Origin of the sequence: Devosia sp. Root105 (assembly GCF_001424865.1) — a bacterium.
In the GTDB taxonomy this organism is placed as follows: domain Bacteria; phylum Pseudomonadota; class Alphaproteobacteria; order Rhizobiales; family Devosiaceae; genus Devosia_A.
The window spans coordinates 429,241-445,292 of sequence record NZ_LMCR01000012.1 but is presented as its reverse complement, the minus strand read 5'-3'; the positions used below and the strand labels follow the sequence as shown (position 1 = coordinate 445,292).

Genomic DNA, 16,052 nt, shown 5'->3' with positions numbered 1-16,052 from the left:
TATACTGCAATCGTCGACTTTATTCGTTGCGAATTTTGGCCTATCGTGCGGCGACAACTGGTGGCGCGCGAAAATGGCACGATCGAAGAACAAACCAGTGGCCCCTGCCGCGGCATCGGCCGTCGAGGCAGCGAGATCGTTGCAGCCGGCGCTGCAGCGCCATCTGGTGATCGTGCACCAGCCAGGCTGGCAGGCTCTCGATGACTGGTACGAGATTGCGCAAATGGTGCGCCGCATCGATCCGACGACGGGAGTCGTCATCGTCGCGGCCGACCGTCCCGATCCCGAGCTGCTGAAACTGGCGGCGTCGCTACCCAGCCTGGTGTTCTCTGCCGGGCCACTTGGCAAGTTCGCTCCCGCGCGGGGCAAGGTCTACCACGGGCGCCCGATTCACAAGTTTGAGCAACTGAGGAGACTTGCGGCCGGCAGGGTTCGTGTGCCGATGAGCACCGTGCTGGGGCCGGACACCAAGCTCGATCCAGCGATGTGGGGGGAGTTCGTGGTGCTGAAGCCGACCGACATCGCCACCTCGTCGCAGGGAAGAGGTATCCAGCTGATGCGGACTGTCCGGGTGCGTTATATCAAGCCGGAGAACTATCCCGAGGATCACCCCGGACGGCGTGCGCCGATGGTGGTTCAGCAGTTCATCAACTCCGGTCCACGCATGCCGCACTACCGGGTGCTCACCCTGTTCGGGGAACCGCTTTATTGTCAGATGTCGGAGGCGGGCGACAACCGGGTCGACCTTTCGAGCGATGACGAGACGATCGAAGCGGCGCCCGTTGCGCTGAACGTGCTGCAGGGCAAAACCAAGACCTTCCTCTATCGCGCCGACGTTGCGGCATTGGCGCGGGCTGCGTATCGGGCAATCCCTGAGGCGCCGCTGCAAGGTTGCGACATCATCCGCGATGCCGCCACCGACCGGCTCTACGTGCTGGAACTCAATCCTGGCGGCAATACGTGGCACTTCTCTTCGGATTTTCAGGCGCCGTTACGCGCTATTGACGGGCCCGAGCACGAGGCGCGGCGGCGATGGCACCTCGACGCCTTCGGCACGGCGGCGCATGTCCTGGCCGATGTAACCCGCCGGGAAGCCGTGTAGGGTCGCAACGTCGGTGCTGGCGGGCACGCTCTCTCCTCCGGCCCGATCGACAGGTTACCCCGGGAACGCGACAGGATCCGCGGTTCCCGCTCCACCAACTCGAACGACAGCGCTCAGCGTTGCGGCTTGTCCTGAGCCTGCCTACCCGGTCGAAAAAGCAGGCGGCCGGTCCTTTCGAACCGGCCGCCTGCTTTGTCTGAGCTGTTGGCTTAGAAGCCCTTACGCAGTCCGGCCTTGGCATCCACCGAGGTGAAGTCTTCGTTGAACTTCACACCTGCCGAACCGAAGGCCGAGAAGCTCCGGTCGGCGCTGTACACGGTTGCAGTACCAGTGAGCTCGCCGAACACGCCGCTGATGCCGTCGCTGAACGTCGTACTGTTGCCGATCCCGTCCGTGATGGTGATCTGGTTCGCATCCTCGAATTCGTTCCAGATCTTGCCCAGCACTGCCAGTTCCGTGGTGGTGTCGCCCGGGGTGCCAAGCGTCACGCCGACACGGGCACCAATACCACCCTGCAGGCTCGTGCCGTCGCTGAACTCGACCGAGGCGCCACCGGCGTCAAAACCGTCGAGCTGGGTCGAGACGAACGCCACAGACGCGATCGGCTCGAAGAAGGCGCTGTCAGCTAGCTCCATGCGATAGCCCGTGTTGGCGAGGATACCGATGCTGGTCGAGGCTCCCGAGACTTCGAAGCCCGGGCTGATCGGCGCCGTGTAGGTCACGTTGAGCAGGTCGGCCTTGACCTCGGCGTCGGCATAGAAGCCGCCACTGGTGAAGGCTGCGTAGGCGCCAATCACGCCACCGGTGTATTCGGCGGCCGCCCCATAGCTGTCGAAGTCGAGGTTCGAGCCGACATAGCCGCCGAACACGCCGGCGCGCAGGCCGTCCTCACCCCCGCCCATGGGCTGGAAGTCGACGCCGCCGAGGATGGAGAAGGTGTTCTGCACGAAGCTGGTATCGATGGTGACCGGACCACCGGGCGGGATGATCTCCGTGACTTCGGTGTTCTGGTCTGTCCAGTTTCCTGTAGCCTTGGCCCAAACCGCCGCGCCTGGAGTAGCATCCGGCGCGATCGGCAGTTCGCCGACCGGAAGATCCGCGCCCGCGCCGCCACTGCCCGCCAGCGGGAAGTGGTTGCCGTAGATGTGGTCGGCGACCACGCCCGCCGTATCGTGCCAGATATTCTGGGCGGCGGTGATCAGGGTCGGCAACTGTGCCGCTTGCGGCGCCCAGCCGCTTTCCAGCACGAAGTCCGGATCGGGAGCAAAGCCTTCTTCGTGCAGGTACCAAGCGTAGAACCCATCCTGGATGGCGCCGACGCCGTCGACATTGATGTACCCCTCCGACGCGGCGTCGATGTACATCGTGTCGCCTTCGACGCAGGCCACTTCGTAGCACTGCATGCTCTCGTCATTGGCGTCGACCGGTGCGTAGGCAACGTAGATCTTGTCGCCGAGCAGGTCGGTCGGTGCGGTCCCGACCTTGTTGATGATCAGGCCGGTCGAGCCCTGGATCTCGTCTTCGATTTCGAGATAGTCGGCGCGCCAGGTCGACGGATCGTCGTTGATCGGGCCCATCTGCGGCCCGAAGTTCACATCGAGACCAACGAAGCTGGTGAGGCTGCCGTCCTCGCCGCCGCGGAAATTGTGATCGATCCAGGTGAAGTCACCCGTGCCGTCGTCGATCATGCTGAGCAGCCCGACCTCGGCCTGGAAGCCGTCGTCGTAGTAGCCGCCATTGGTGAAGGTGTTCACGCCACCGAAGTTGGCCGTCTCGTAGGTGTCCCAACCGAACGCCGTCTGGATCAGGCCAGCGTTGTGAATCTCATCGTTGGAGCTGCCGTGCATTTCGGTGCCCCACTCGCCGTTATCCGTGACCAGCCAGGTACCGAAGTTCTTGACGGTGTTGCCCCGCACGTCAGGCCAATCGTCGCCATTGTGCCCGTCCATATTGACGCGGCCGACCATGACGCCGTGGTTCTCGACATAGGTGGCTCCACCGCGGGTCCACATCAGCATGTCTGACGCGGCGTCGGCGTAGCTGTCGAGATTGTCGACCAGACCGACCTGTCCGCCGCTCCAGACGAAGCTGCCAATATCGTCATAGTCCTGCAGCAGGCTCGCAACTGCGTCCGTATCGAGCGGCAAAGCCGGCACGTCGATCGCATCGGGCGCGGTCCAGTCGCGCTCGAAGTAGGGAATGTTGTCGCTGGTCATCAAGCCGAGGTTGATGATATCCGCGCCGCCGTCGTCTTCGTTGGACGTGGCCAGGTTGATGACCGGCTCCTGCCAGTAACCGTCGCCGACGATTATGCCGCCAACGCCGTTGCCGATCCACACCTGGTCGGCATCGGTGATGTCGATGCCCCGATCGGCACCCCAGATCAGACCGCCATCCATACCCCAGTTTGAATTGTAGCCGTCCTCGCTCAAAGGGTCCGGGTTCCCGTCGAAATCACCGTTGGCGATCCCCACATGGCCGCCATAGCCATCGAACGAGTCGACTTCCTCCATCTTGATGCCGTCGCCGTAGAAGCCCTGGATCCGGCCGCCGGCATTGCTCACAAACACGTTGCCGCGCCAGGTATCGTCGACTTGCAGACCGTCCTCGATACCGAAGATCGTGCCGCCATCGTTATTGGCATTCACGTTGCCGTCGGCGTTGCGGATGTAGGCGCCGTCGTCGCCACCCCACATCAGCCCGTCACGATTGTGGAGATTGACGGCCTGGTACCAGCTGTCGCTGCCTTCCTCCTCGAATACGCCTTCAACGCCACTGATGTGGACGGCATCGTCGTTGACACCGACAATCAGGCCTCCGTCCTCGATCAGATGACCGAGGTCATCGGTGTAGCTGCCGTTATTGATGTTCACGGTCCTGCCGACGTCGTAGACGTTGACGCCACGCTGTTGACCCCAGATGCCCATGCCCGCTGCGACATCACCGAACAGGTAGCCGGTGTCCAGCAGGCCATCCTCGTTGTTGGAAACCTGAGGATCGAGGACGCTGAGGTCGAACGTATCGCCCAGCGTGCCGGCGTTGTTGACGTGCAACTCGCCGCCGATGTCCGAGACGTGTACACCGTCCTCGTTGACGCCGACGATCAGTCCACCAGGCCGATATTCATCGTCCGTCGGATCCTCGTCGGTCCCCATCCAATCGAAGTGCGCATCATTGTTGATCTGGACGTTGGCGTTACCCTCGTCGACCGACGCCACGTCGTTGACGTAGATACCATTGCCGTAGCCAGCGATGACGCCCTCACTGTTGTTGTTGACCTGCACCGCGTTGCGGCCGGTGTCGTTGTCCACGTTGTTGATGTGGACGCCGTCTCTGCTCAACCCGGCGATCAGGCCGTTGCCGTTGCTGATCTCGGTCCAGATGATGTCGTCATGAACGTACACGCCATCAACAGCGCCGATCGAGGACTCATAGCTGTGGTTCTGCAACTCGAAGATCAGGCCGTCCTCGGTGCCGCCAGTGGCCTCGATGGCCGCCCCGTCGGTGCCTTCGACATGCCCATTGTTCTGGATGACGATATGGCCGGGGCCGAAGCCACCGTCGTTCTCGACAAAGATACCGGTCGTGCCGGTGATGCTGGCCGCGTCAAAATCATCGTTGCCCCAGTCGTCATCAATCTGGAACACCACCGGGTCGCCCGGCGAGCCGGGGTTCAGAATGGCAACGCCGGTGCCCCCGGCATTGTTGATGAAGGAATTGGGATAGAGGCGTATACCGTTGTTCTCGGTTGAGTAGCCGTCGGCCTCGATGGTGAGGGCCGGCGCCGCATGATTCGAAGTCAGCTCGAACGGATTGCCGTCAACGTTCGGCCCCAGGTCCACCTGGAACGTACCGTTCGGCTCCAGCACCAGCGGCGTGACCAGCGGTAGGTTGGTGTCATCCGGCCCGGCACAGGTGTAGTAGTTCGCCGGGTTGATATTGCAGGCAGCCCCCAGCTCCTCCGCGAATGCCGGGGTTGCCCCGATCATTCCGGCGCTCATCGCTCCCGCAAACAGCGCGGTACTTGCCAACAGCCAAGACGGCTGCGTGCGCGGACCGCGAGTTACTATTGGATTCGAACGCTTTGCGTCGCGGCTTGCCTGTACCGCTTTGCGATGAGCCCGATTCGACATGCAGTCCCCCGTCCTTCTGATGTCGTCGGCCATGAACGTCTTCAAGACGCCGGTGGCCGACTACCATGCGATGATCGAATGCTTATGTGGACTCAAGAACTACAGCAAGAAGAGTCTATCGACTCCTACCAAGAGTCTACGTGGAGTCTTCATCGTGTTGCCGCGCTGCAACAACTGCGCTGATGGCAAGACGATGGCGACCATGGTCAAGACAATGGCGACTAAAGTAATGTATATCATGGTCGTTAATGTGGATTTGGCCCGTTCCGTGGCGGGAACGACTCCAGGTTTGGAGTCGACGTCTTAACGAGGACTCCCGCCGACATGAAAATGCCGCGAAGGGGCCGCGTCATCGTCTGGGTGGTGACAGGCGAGGGGCGAATGCCAAGCATCTATCGGGGGATAGTCGTGATCCTCACAATCGCGGTCTCTGGCCTGCTTCTGTCAGCTGCAGCGCCGGCAGCTGCCCAGGCCGCGGGAGAGCCTCGCGCCGGTCCAGCCGGGCCCGAGGGAGGACCGCAGCGCGAGCAACTCTGGCTGGTGCCATCCCCCCTCAAGGACGTGCTTATGCACGCCTACCTCTACAGGCCCCCGGGCGACGGCCCGTTTCCGCTGGCGGTGATCAACCATGGGTCAGACGAAGACCGGGCGCGCCGGGCCAGGGTGGCGATGCCGTCATTCCCGGCGCTCGCGGCTTGGCTGGTGGCGCGTGGCTATGCTGTGCTGCTGCCGCAGCGGCCCGGGCACGGCATTACTGGCGGGCGCTACCTCGAGGGGCAGGGGGCTTGCGGTCATCCGGACTTCCAGCGCGCCGGACTTGCTGCCGCCAGTAGTATAGAGAGTGCGGTAGACTTCATGCAGGCGCAGAAGTTCATCGAGCCCGGTGGTATTGTGATCGTCGGAAACTCGGCCGGCGGCTGGGCTGCGCTGGCGCTGGCGAGCCGCAATCCAGCCGGGGTTGCTGCGGTGGTAGACTTTTCCGGGGGGCGCGGCGGCCGCGACCGCAACAAAGCGTACAACAATTGCGCGCCGGACAAGCTGGTGGCCGCAGCCGCTGCCTACGGCCGGACGGCCCGGATCCCGACGCTCTGGCTCTACGCGGAGAACGACACCTACTTCGCGCCCGAACTGTCGCGCCGCATGGTTGATGCCTTTGTCGCAGCAGGTGGGGATGCGGAGTATCGCCTGCTGCCGGCCGTGCGCGGCGACGGCCATGCGCTGGCGCTTACCGCAGGCCGTGAAGCGAGCTGGAAAGCGCCCCTCAAGGCCTTTCTCGACTCGCTTGTGCGTAAGCAGCGGCAGGACTGAGAGCGGCAGGACTGAGAGACGGGCGGCAAAGAGCCCCCTCGGCCGGATAACCGAGGGGCAGTTGGCCCGCGTCTCAGAATTGGAAATTGAGCCCAGCGCGAACGACGTGGAACGCCACATCGCTGTCGGCAGAAAAGTTGAAGCCGTCGCCGAAATCGGCATCGACGATCTGTTCGCTGCCGAGGTCGGTGTAGAGATACTCGGTCTTGAAGGTGATGTTGTCGGTCAGCGCATACTCGATGCCGGCGCCGATGGTCCAGCCGAAGCGGTCATTGGTGATCGACTCGTCGATGACCGTCTGCCCCACGATGGTGCCGTTGATCGACGATGTCGTCTGACCCCAGGCGAGGCCGCCGGTAGCATAGACCACGAAGCGATCGTTCACCCAGCCGATGCGAGGTCGGAGCGTCGCGAACCAGTCGAGGCGGGTGCCGAGGTCGAAGTCGGCGGATTCACCGGGCGGCAGGAACTCGCCGGTTTCGTCGGTGATGCTGAGCGAGACGCGGCCATCGATCGACGAGCCTTGAATGTCGCCCTCGATGCCGAGCAGGACGCTCTCGCTCCACTGCCAGTTGTAGCCGGCCTGCACGCCGGCGATGAAGCCGCCGGCCGTGACGTCGGCCGAGCCGGTGGCAAAGATGATCTCGCCGGGGCCGGGCGGCACAAGTGCCGGTGCCGGTTCCTCTTCAACGGGCTCGGGCCCGATGATCTGGAACGGATGCTTGAATACCCCGCCGCCATAACCTGCGTTGATACCGGCATAGAACCCATTCCAGTCGTAGAGCGGGGTGGAATAGATCGGTTCGATGATTGGGAGATCGGCCGCAACCGCGCCAGTGGCAAAAACGCAGGTCGCACCGAGAGTTAAAATCTCGTCCGCATAGTCAACCCTCCAATAATAGAGCGAAAAGACGCCCCATGCAGCGAAGAGTGTAGGTGGACTCGTCCCTGGAGTCCTTAACAAGCCGGCAAATGCAGAGTGTTGTTGCATTTTCGACAAACAACCGACAATTGTGCGAAACAGTGCGAAGTGTCGATATGTTGTTGTCAGATCAGCGGGAATCGAGCGCCAGGGATGGCGAATGTGCGGTTTCGAACAATGTGAACCTGCAATAACTTGCGTCCGGCAATGGGCGTTGCCAAATTAATGACGCATTTTGGGCCGTGCGGCGGCCCGCGGCACGGCTGCGCTGCGCGAAGTTATCGCGATGCAATGACTTAGCGCTCGTCGCCTGCCGTGACCGGCTTCTCCTCGAGCGCGACGGCGGAGGTCTCGACATTGTTGTCGATGCCCCAGTCCAGCGTTTCGAGTCTTAACGTCTCGAACAACACATCTGCGCTGACCTTACGGCCATCGAGTTTGGCGAGGACGGATGAAAAACGCGCACCCAGATCGGCGGGTGCATCAACACCAGTTGCAGAGACCACGGCCACACTTTCTGAAAGGGAGCGGCGAAGTCGGACGAGCCCCCGACTGTTCGGGCGCGGGCCTACTGCAGAATCTTTTAAGGAACGCTTCTTGGACAAAATACAATTTCGCTTTCATTCGGAAAGCGCGCTGTGGGCCAAGCAACAGAGCTCTAAGCGCAGTTTTCTACCGCGCTCTAACGGTACCTACCTGAACCCACGATGAAAAGCGCCGCCCGCCACATATTGGGCAGGCGGCGCCGTCATTCGGGCGGAAGGGTTAACTAGTTGATGCCGGCAAACGTGCAACCCAATCGCCTAGCCGGGTGAGGTTGCCGCCGAGCTTGGCATGCGCCAGCGGGCGCAGCGGCGCGACGAACGCGTCGGCCGCCGGATCTGGAGCGTGGCGGAGCAGCGGCTCCACCCAGGCCAGCATGAATGGCTCCAGCGCCTGCTTGCCAGTCTGGAACGTCTGCTCCTTGCCGTTGATCTTCTGAACGATCGACGGATCCTCGATCGCTTTGAGGCTGAACGCGGCAATGGTGCTGAGCTTGCCGTCGCACGCGGCATAGCCATCGTAGCCGGTTGCCTTCAGCAGGTCCGCCGTGACGATCAGCGGCGCGGTGGCGTGGAGCTGGTAGTTCAGCGCCTTGTCGGCCCGGTTCATCTCCAGCGGCAGGCTGCCATCCGGCGAGGCCTGGCAGGTCACGAGCTCGAAGCTGCCCTTGGCCCAATCGAGCATCGCCGTGTCGCCATTCAGCCGCCCGATCGCCGCAGCCGCGAGCCCGGCCCAGGCCCGCAGGTTCGCCCGCTTGGCATTCTTCGGGGCGTCATTGTCGAAGAACTGCTCCATCGCAGTGGCCACATCGGTGAGCCAGCCGACGACGCGTGTGCGCTTGGCCGGATCGAGGGGGCCCGCGGTCTCCGCCTGCAGCAGTGCTATCGCCAGCCCGGCATAGCGGGCCGGAATGGCGAGCTTGACGTTCAGCGTCTCGAGCTCAGTGAGCGCGCCTGCCGCCGCCCATTGGTCGAGCCAGTCGAGCACACATTCGCCGCGGGCGGTGTCACCGTCCATCAGTGCGGTGTTGGCCATCTTCATCAGCTCGCCGATGAACTTCTCCACCGGTTGCAGGGCGCGATCGACCTCGGCATTGGACACCTCATCGATATCCGAGCGGGTCTTGCTGTCGTCGGTGTAGCGGCTGCCGAAATTGAGCGCGACCACTGGGGCAGGGACCGCAGGGCAAGCGAACGGTTTGTCCTCCGCCCGGCCAGCCGAAGTCCCGAGCACCAGCGTCATCGCCGCGATCAGGGGGAGTGCAACCCGCATCTCAGTTCTCCACTGCCATCGACGCCAGCAACCGCTGCGCCTCGGGATTGCCGAGCCCGGCCGCATCCTTCAGCAACACGGTGGCCTCCTGGATCGAGGGTTCGATGCCGATGCCCATGGCGTAGGCCTTGGCGAGTTCGACCATGGCGATGGCGTCGCCGCCTTCTGCCGCACGTTTCAGCCACGAACTGGCATCCCTCGCCTCGGCCACTGTGGTGCCGGTCGAACGAAGATAGAGGGCCAGCTCGCGCATCGCCACCGCGTCGCCAGAGGCGGCGGCCGCCGCATAGCGGGCCGACCAGTCGACCTCCTCCATCACCGCGGTCTGGATCGCCGGCGGCGCTTTCAGCACCTTGTCGCGGATCTTGCCGAGATCGGCCACCTGGGCGCTATCAATCATCCGCTTGAACATCGCCACCGCTTTGGTCGGGGCATAGTCCTCGCTGTCAGGGTCGGCATAGATCTTCACCAGCCGGCTCACCGCCGTATCGTCGCCGAGCGCCACCGCCTGGTCGAACAGCTCGATAGCCGTCTTGGCCCGCTCCTCACCGCCCATCGCCATGTAGCGATCGGCAATCGCGGTGTGGCGCCAGCCATCCTCGCCGGCAAGCCGCAGGCTGACCTGCAGCCAGTGCTCGGTCTCGCTATCGTCTTCGGTGGCAACGAACGCGCCTGCCAGCTTGATGGTGTTCTCGAAGGTGCAGTCGACCACGCTGGCGGCGCGATAGAGATAATCGTGCCGCTGCGCCTCGTCCTTGGTGTTCGAGGCCGCAAAGATCAGCGCGTCGGCGTCGCCGCGCTGCTCGATCGCCTGTTGATACTGCGCCAGGAGTTCCGCATCCGAGAAGCCCTCGGCCTGCATGATCGGCAAGAGCCGCAGGATCGCCTCGCCCGAGCCCTGCTGGGCCGCTTCGGTCAGGTAGCCGATGGCTTCGCTCCGCTTTTCCGCGTCGTTCGGAAAGTAGTCGAGCAGCACCGAACCGAGGTCGACTGCCGCCCGCGGCAGGCCGTCGGCGCGCGCCTGCTTCAGCGCCGCGATGGACTCCTCGATCACTTCGGGCGTCGGCGATACGATCAGCCGCTGCCGTGCCAGCGCATCGATGGTCGCCGGCACCGGATCGATGCGCGACTGCCAGAACGCCAGCATTTCCGGGCTGGCGCCATTCCGGTTCAGGTAGTCGACGTAGTAGGCCACCGAGTTCGGTCGGCCGTAGAGCGCATGGGTCTGGAGCTTGGCCAGCGCCAGCGGGTCGGCCTCAGGGTCGAGTGCGTCGATATCGTCGGAATCCATGAACTCGGTCGAGTTGCCCGCGGCGTCCTCGGTGCGCTGCCAGAAGCCGGCAAGGCGCATGTCGGCGCCCTTCGGCGCGCGGCAAAGGTAGGCCTGCCGCAGGTCGGTCATCGGGTCGATCTTGCCGGCATTGGTCACCGCGAAGCTGAGCAACTCGGTCGCCCGTTCGAACACGCCCGGCTCGTCCCGGTGCCGCAACAGGATGAAGGCCAGTTCCTGCGCCGAATCGGCATCCTCCAGCGCTACGCCCTTTTCGAGCAGCGCCTTGGCCTCGGCCTCGCCGGCCCAGCGGCCCTTGTCCGTCAACACCAACTTCGCCAGCTTGGAAAATGCCCAGCCCGGCGGCTGCGACATCTCTACGAGTTGATTGAGCCGCGCCTGGTAAGCCTGCTTCTTGTCTGGGATCATCTGCTCGCTTTCGAGCAGGGTCGCCAGCCGGAACAGCGCGTTACGGCTCCCGATGTCCGAGGCTTCGGCATAGAGCGCCTCGGCCTTGTTCTTGTCCTCAGGCACCAGCGCGCCCGCTTCATAGAGCTTGCCCAGTTCCACCTGTGCCGCCGCCACACCGCGGTCGGAGGCGAGGTTGAGGTACTTCAGTAGGTTGTCATTGTTTTTGACGATCAGTTCGCTCTCGAGATGCAGCTGCGCCACCTTCCAGGCCGCGCCGGCATCGCCGAGGTCGGCCGCCAGTCGCAGCCACTGCTCGGCAATGTTGTGGTCCTGCTTGACCACCAGGCCCTTGGAATATTCGCGGGCGATGCGGCCGATACGGTCGCAGATCTCGGGGTCGAGCTTGCCTACCAGGGCGCCGAACGCCATCGTCACCGCCAGCTTGGGATCGAGTTCCCAGCCCGGCACCTGCTCGCCGCCGATATTCATCGAGGCGAGGCGGAGCAGGGCGTCGGCATTGCCGCCCATTGCGGCGCGGGTCAGGTAGCCGAGCCCCTTCTCCTTGTCCTTCTTCACCACCAGCCCGTCGAGATAGAGCGTCGACAGCAGGTTGAGCGCCTTGGGAGCGAGGCCGCCCGCATTGGCCTCGAGGCCGTCGATGACGCCGGTCTCGCGCAATTGCGGCACCTTGCCGGCCTTGAGATAGAGGTTGATCCGGTCGATCGCCGTGTCCGGCACCTTGGGCGCCGGCATCTTGCCGACGATCGCCAGCATCTTGTCGACCAGCTCGAAATTGCCGGTCGGGTTGAGATCCCTGAGGCGCCGCGCGTCGCGCAGCACCAGCTCGGGGTCGCCTTCAGGCACCGATGCCCCGTCCCACGCCTGCCAGCGCGCCACCACGTCGGGGTCGGCCTTCTTGGCAACACAGACCTCCTGTGCCGGAATTTCCGGCGGCAGGAAGGTGACCTCGACAGGCGCCGCCACAGCGGCGGATACGAGACCTGAGCCGAGCAGCAGGGCGGTGGCGAGGCGGGGGACGAATGAGGGCATCGGAGCCTCCGGTTGGAGCGCTTACAGGAAAACGCCTGTCCTCGCGAAGGCGGGGATTGCAGACTCTTCCGGTCGAAAGCGCGACGAAATCAAAGACTTGGAGCGGTTCACCGATTCAATTGAACGGTGAACCGCTCTCGGACAGTTACTGTGCGCGGAAGAAGGCGTTCTCGACAGCGGCGGCAGTATAGGCGCCGTTCGAGCCGCTGAAGATGATCGACACGCCGCCGCGACGCTTGAGGTCGAGCGCGGCCACCGTGGCCACCGGCTTGCCTTCGGCCTGCACCTCGAAATCGAGGGTCAGCGGGGCCTTCAGCGCCACCGACTTGCCGGTGTCGCCGGCAATGGCCTCGATCGCCTTGGTCTTGGCGGCAGGCACGAACAGGTCGACGCTGGCAAGGTCGGAGAGGTTGTAGAAATAGACGGTGGCCTTGCTGGGGTCCGAGGCCGGATCGTCCTGCAGCACCAGCGGCTCGCCTTCGACACTCCAGGCGTAGGTGTAGTAGGCGCCCGGCGAGGTGGTCACCGAGCCCGACACATCGCCGGCCGAGACCGGGATATTGCCCGGCTGCACGTTCACATAGGCCGAGAGCCCGTCGGTGATGTCGTCGATCGTGGTGCCGTTCACCACCGCCACGGCGGCGCCGGGCACCAGCACGCGCACGAAGGCGGAGTTCGGATCGACCGGCGCATCGTAGAGCCCGTCATCCTGAGCCAGCGCGAAAGGCGTGGCGCTGAGCAGCATCAGGGTGGTCAGGGCGATGAGTTTGGGGGTTGAGCGCAGCATGTTGGCTCTCCTTAGGTGTTGCAGAGGGAAATCGACGCCTTCTCCTCGGAGAGGCGATCGAACTGGATCGAGACCTTCGACAGCTCCAGGCTGTCGAGCGACTCGAGCGGGATGAAGAAGCGGCCGGTGCCGCGGAAGCGGTCGCCGCGATGCACTTCGCGCGTGAAGGTGCGCCCGTCGGTGCTCTCGAAATTGAGCACCACGTCGCGGCTGCCATTGTCGCCGGCATCGGCCAGCAGCACCTGGTTCGGGGCGATCGGCGTGCCGGTCAGGTCGGCCTGGTAGAGGCCCTTGGCCTTGTCGATGACCGGGGCATTGCCGACCGGCTGGCAGTCGTCGCGCGCCGCCGCGATCAGCTCGGTCAACGAGCCGGTGCCGAACTGCGCCAAGTTGTTGTAGATCGGGTTTTCCCACACGAGGAACTTCGGCCGGTCGGCCTGGAACTCGCGCGAGGTGAGATACGAGGTGATGGCGCCGAACTGGTTGCCGCCGGTGATCGCCATATTGGCCACCGGCAGGCTGGCATACTGAGCGAGAAAGCCGGAGAAATTAGGCACCAAAGCGTCCGAGAAGCTGGTGCCGACCAGCGCGATCTCGTCATTGGTGGCGCCTTCCGTCTCGCCGCCGCTATCGCCAAAGATATCGAGGCTGGCATCGGCGCTGGCGACTTCCACGGTCTCGTAGGATGTGCTGATCACCGGCGGCAGGCTGAGCACGCAATAGGCCTGCAGCGTGCGGCGCATGCCCGACACGGCAAGCTCGGCGCCCGTCGCCTTGGTCTCGTAGGTAACCGGCGTGACGTCGGCATAGGCCGGCAGCTGCTTGATCATCCCGCCGATTGTCTGCGCCGCGGTTTCGGCGCCGCGCGACGTCCAGTGGAAGTCAGAGCGGAAGAACGGCGGATCACCGCCATTGGTGGTGCGCAGCGCCGACAGCAGGTCGACCGCGATCACCCCCTTGGCGTTGAGCCGCGCCACCTGGTCCTCGTAGACGGCGACCGCCACATCTTCGTTGAAGCCAAACAGCTTGGCTTCGTCCGGCAGGAAGGTCGGTAGCGTCACGCTCTTGGTGGGGATCGGCACATAAAGCATGGTCGTGCCGCGCGCCTTCAGCGCCTCGGCGAGTTTGCCCATCTGCGCCACCGTATCCTCGGTGAACGGGTGCTGCATGCGCAGGTCCGCGAAGATGCGGAAGAAGAACCCGTCACGCCCTTCGACCGATGGCAGGGTTGGGTTGTCTTCCAGGTGTTTGCAGCCAAAGGCCGAGTTGGCGGCCAGCGCCGGACTGGCCGAAAGCGCGGCAGCGAGGGCCGCTCCGAGCAGCAGGGTCTTGTTCATTGCGACGTCTCCGTGGAGGCGGTGAGTTGTGGTTCGAGCGTGCGGAGCAGGTTCTCCGCCATCGTCCGGATGTTGAGCGTGTCGGAGGCGGCAGCGACCTTGAGATAGTCCTTGGCCTCCTCGATCCTGGCCGCGTCCGACGTGCCCGAGAGCAGGGCGAAGGCGAGGTCGAGCGCCGCCTTGGCGTCGCCCCCCTTGGCCGAGGCGACCAGCAGCTCGTCGGCACGCGCCGGATCGAGCCCGAACGGCTTGCCGGCGCGATACATGGCGATCAGCCCGTCCCGCGCCGCGGCGTCGCCGTCGGCGGCCAGCTTCTCGAGCAGCTCCTGCGACGAGGCGAGATTCTTGGGCTGGTCGAGGAAGACGTCGGCATTGAGCAGCCGGATCAGCGGGCGGACGGCTGAAGTGCGGCCGTTCTCGGCGGCTCGCCGGTAGTAGCGGGCCGCGGCGTCGAGCGTCGCCGGATCGTTGTCGGCCTCGATGCGCTTGGCGAGGTGCAACTGCGCCAGGTCGTCGCCGGAATCCGCCAAGGTCTGCATGTCCTTGTAGCTGACGTCCTTGCCGGCAATCATCCGGTTACGGATCTGCTTCAGCGGATCAACCGGCTTGGCGACGCGCTTGGTCCCCTGGCCGGGCTTGCAGGGCCCCGGCACCATCGGCCGGGCACGCTCCGAGCTGCTCGACAGCGACTCCGGCACCCGCACCATGCAGGTGGCGGCGCTGGCCGGGGCCGCGACGACGAAGCTCGCCGCCGCAAGGACCAGGCTTGCCGCTGCTAGCGTCAGCACGCGGATCATTCGGTTGCCGCCTTCGCCGGCTCGGCGTTCCATAGCTGGGTCTGGCCGAGGTAGCGGATCGGGAACTCCCAGATCACCACTTCGGGCGGCGTGTCGCGCAACGTTGCGCTGTCGAGGAAGGCGCGCATCGGCGCCACCGGACCCTTGCCCTCTTCGGCGAGGTTCAGCACGTCCGAGGCCAGCGAAACCTTGAGGCTTTCGCCAAAGCTCCACTGCGGATTGGCGCTGTAGCTGGTGCCGGTCAGGACGAAGGGAATAGAGGAGGGCCCGAAGATGTCGGTGCTCGAGGCTGCAGGGGGCGCAGACGCCTCGCGCGGCACGACAGTCTCCGGACCCAGACCGACGAGAGGTGCCAACCCGCCGGTAACGATGAATTTCGAGAGATCGCCTTCACGCTCCACCGGAGCGGTGTCGGCAATGCTGTAGGTGGTGTCGCGCTTGCCGAGCGCCGCCCCCACGGCGTCCGCCACCACCTCGGCGCCGAGCGGCGTCCAGTGGGTGTCGGTGGTGAGGAACAGCTGGCCTTTGGCCTTGGCCTCGAGCAATGGCGCGCGGGTTTCGATGTTCTTGATCCCGGCATTGTCGAGCACGGTGCGGAAGTCTTCGTAGAGCCGCTCGAGATCGGTGGGGATCGCCGGATAGCTGACGTGCTCGCGGTAGATATCGGCCTTGGCCGGCAGCGGCACGACGACGAGCTCGATGCCCTTGGCGGCCAACTGGTCGCGAACTTCCGTCACTCCGGCGGCCGCCTCGCGCAGATCCGGTGTGCGCTTCAGCGTCGCCTCGAACTCCTCCTTGGAGAACAGCCAGCCGTCTTCGCCGACCACCACGCCGGGACGTCCCTCGCGGAAGGCGAGGTAGCGGGCCGCGCCCATCGCATCGATCGAGGGCAGCCGGTGCGGCATGATCTTCTTGTAATAGGTATCGATCTGCGCGGCGGCCTCGCCGCTCAGGTAGGCCGAGGCGGTTTTGGGCATCTCGGCGATGTCGCGTCCGAGCCCGGTGACGAACTCGTAATTGGCGACCACCGCATAGCCGAGGAACAGCACCGGCAGCGCAAAGGCGGGAGCGGCCGAGGCGAAAGTCTTCACGGTGAAGTTGGATTCGACGGTCATTTCCG

12 protein-coding genes are annotated in these 16,052 nt (G+C 64.4%); 3 read left to right on the top strand and 9 right to left on the bottom strand.

Going from position 1 to position 16,052, the window contains the following annotated elements; translation table 11 throughout:
* The first annotated feature begins 73 nt into the window (after positions 1-73).
* Entirely contained in the window at positions 74-1,102 is a 1,029-nt protein-coding gene (locus tag ASC68_RS10790; RefSeq protein ID WP_156387309.1) for a hypothetical protein, read from the top strand.
* 209 nt (positions 1,103-1,311) lie between these two features.
* Here the strand turns inward: ASC68_RS10790 and ASC68_RS10785 are convergent, their stop codons facing one another.
* Positions 1,312-5,091: an autotransporter outer membrane beta-barrel domain-containing protein gene (locus ASC68_RS10785; protein WP_055878594.1), complete on the bottom strand. Its 3,780-nt coding sequence runs from the start codon at positions 5,089-5,091 to the stop codon at positions 1,312-1,314.
* Positions 5,092-5,266: 175 nt separating this feature from the next.
* Between ASC68_RS10785 and ASC68_RS10780 the strand changes: the two genes are divergently transcribed.
* A complete protein-coding gene (locus ASC68_RS10780) occupies positions 5,267-5,542 on the top strand; it encodes a hypothetical protein (RefSeq protein ID WP_156387308.1) in 276 nt (91 codons plus the stop codon).
* Positions 5,543-5,802: 260 nt separating this feature from the next.
* Positions 5,803-6,543 (top strand): alpha/beta fold hydrolase, encoded by a 741-nt coding sequence (locus tag ASC68_RS10775; RefSeq protein ID WP_197421160.1) that lies wholly within the window; start codon positions 5,803-5,805, stop codon positions 6,541-6,543.
* A 73-nt stretch (positions 6,544-6,616) separates the two neighbouring features.
* Here ASC68_RS10775 and ASC68_RS29430 read toward each other — a convergent pair whose 3' ends face one another.
* The 8 genes from ASC68_RS29430 to ASC68_RS10735 form a co-directional block, all read right to left on the bottom strand.
* Complete coding sequence (locus tag ASC68_RS29430) at positions 6,617-7,207, bottom strand: outer membrane protein (protein WP_055878587.1); 591 nt, start codon at positions 7,205-7,207, stop codon at positions 6,617-6,619.
* A 554-nt stretch (positions 7,208-7,761) separates the two neighbouring features.
* Complete coding sequence (locus ASC68_RS10765; protein ID WP_156387307.1) at positions 7,762-8,070, bottom strand: hypothetical protein; 309 nt, start codon at positions 8,068-8,070, stop codon at positions 7,762-7,764.
* 160 nt (positions 8,071-8,230) lie between these two features.
* Positions 8,231-9,280 (bottom strand): alginate lyase family protein, encoded by a 1,050-nt coding sequence (locus ASC68_RS10760; protein ID WP_055878582.1) that lies wholly within the window; start codon positions 9,278-9,280, stop codon positions 8,231-8,233.
* A 1-nt stretch (position 9,281) separates the two neighbouring features.
* Positions 9,282-12,011, bottom strand: a complete 2,730-nt coding sequence (locus tag ASC68_RS10755; RefSeq protein WP_055878579.1) for an SEL1-like repeat protein — start codon at positions 12,009-12,011, stop codon at positions 9,282-9,284.
* 145 nt (positions 12,012-12,156) lie between these two features.
* Positions 12,157-12,798 carry an alginate O-acetyltransferase AlgF gene (locus tag ASC68_RS10750; RefSeq protein WP_055878576.1) on the bottom strand — a complete coding sequence of 214 codons (642 nt, stop codon included), beginning with the start codon at positions 12,796-12,798 and terminating at the stop codon, positions 12,157-12,159.
* 11 nt (positions 12,799-12,809) lie between these two features.
* Positions 12,810-14,135 (bottom strand): hypothetical protein, encoded by a 1,326-nt coding sequence (locus ASC68_RS10745; RefSeq protein ID WP_055878574.1) that lies wholly within the window; start codon positions 14,133-14,135, stop codon positions 12,810-12,812.
* Positions 14,132-14,932: a hypothetical protein gene (locus ASC68_RS10740; RefSeq protein ID WP_156387306.1), complete on the bottom strand. Its 801-nt coding sequence runs from the start codon at positions 14,930-14,932 to the stop codon at positions 14,132-14,134. The genes ASC68_RS10745 and ASC68_RS10740 overlap by 4 nt, the downstream gene beginning before the upstream one ends.
* Entirely contained in the window at positions 14,929-16,047 is a 1,119-nt protein-coding gene (locus tag ASC68_RS10735) for a hypothetical protein (RefSeq protein ID WP_055878569.1), read from the bottom strand. The genes ASC68_RS10740 and ASC68_RS10735 overlap by 4 nt, the downstream gene beginning before the upstream one ends.
* Positions 16,048-16,052: the final 5 nt, after the last annotated feature.

What these genes read in the sequence shown, in the direction of transcription:
- ASC68_RS10785 (WP_055878594.1), bottom strand. Translation starts at nt 5,091, where the DNA reads ATGATCGGGGCAACCCCGGCATTCGCGGAGGAGCTGGGGGCTGCCTGC.
- ASC68_RS10775 (WP_197421160.1), top strand. Translation starts at nt 5,803, where the DNA reads ATGCACGCCTACCTCTACAGGCCCCCGGGCGACGGCCCGTTTCCGCTG.
- ASC68_RS10760 (WP_055878582.1), bottom strand. Translation starts at nt 9,280, where the DNA reads ATGCGGGTTGCACTCCCCCTGATCGCGGCGATGACGCTGGTGCTCGGG.
- ASC68_RS10740 (WP_156387306.1), bottom strand. Translation starts at nt 14,932, where the DNA reads ATGATCCGCGTGCTGACGCTAGCAGCGGCAAGCCTGGTCCTTGCGGCG.
- ASC68_RS10780 (WP_156387308.1), top strand. Translation starts at nt 5,267, where the DNA reads ATGAACGTCTTCAAGACGCCGGTGGCCGACTACCATGCGATGATCGAA.
- ASC68_RS10750 (WP_055878576.1), bottom strand. Translation starts at nt 12,798, where the DNA reads ATGCTGCGCTCAACCCCCAAACTCATCGCCCTGACCACCCTGATGCTG.
- ASC68_RS10790 (WP_156387309.1), top strand. Translation starts at nt 74, where the DNA reads ATGGCACGATCGAAGAACAAACCAGTGGCCCCTGCCGCGGCATCGGCC.
- ASC68_RS10755 (WP_055878579.1), bottom strand. Translation starts at nt 12,011, where the DNA reads ATGCCCTCATTCGTCCCCCGCCTCGCCACCGCCCTGCTGCTCGGCTCA.
- ASC68_RS10745 (WP_055878574.1), bottom strand. Translation starts at nt 14,135, where the DNA reads ATGAACAAGACCCTGCTGCTCGGAGCGGCCCTCGCTGCCGCGCTTTCG.
- ASC68_RS10735 (WP_055878569.1), bottom strand. Translation starts at nt 16,047, where the DNA reads ATGACCGTCGAATCCAACTTCACCGTGAAGACTTTCGCCTCGGCCGCT.